The sequence below is a fragment of the Priestia sp. SIMBA_032 genome (genome assembly GCF_046535215.1).
Taxonomy (GTDB): Bacteria; Bacillota; Bacilli; order Bacillales; family Bacillaceae_H; genus Priestia; species Priestia aryabhattai.
This window is the reverse complement of the sequence record NZ_JAWRXD010001721.1, coordinates 1-228: the sequence shown is the minus strand read 5'-3', so window position 1 is coordinate 228 and position 228 is coordinate 1. Positions and strand designations below refer to the sequence as shown.

Here is a 228-nt window from a genome sequence, read left to right as displayed (position 1 = left end):
CGAGTTCGTACCGAAGCCGCCCGCGGCTGTCAGGACGAGATTCGGAAAGAAGGCGGCACGCGCGGCGCCGACATCGAAGTTGGCGGCCTCGAGCCTCGCTTCTTGCGCGCGGATGTCGGGGCGAATTTCGAGCAGCGTCGCGGGCAGGTTTGGGCGCGGTTCGGGAATCGTGATCCCTCCGAGTGCAACGTCCGGGACCTTGAATTGCTCTGGCGCTTCACCCACAAG

Annotated in this window: 1 protein-coding gene; it reads right to left on the bottom strand. The window is 65.4% G+C overall.

The annotated features are described in order from the left end of the window. Positions 1-228, bottom strand: a 228-nt coding sequence (locus tag SB717_RS40110; protein ID WP_410908965.1) for a TolC family protein, incomplete at both ends; no start/stop codon positions are given.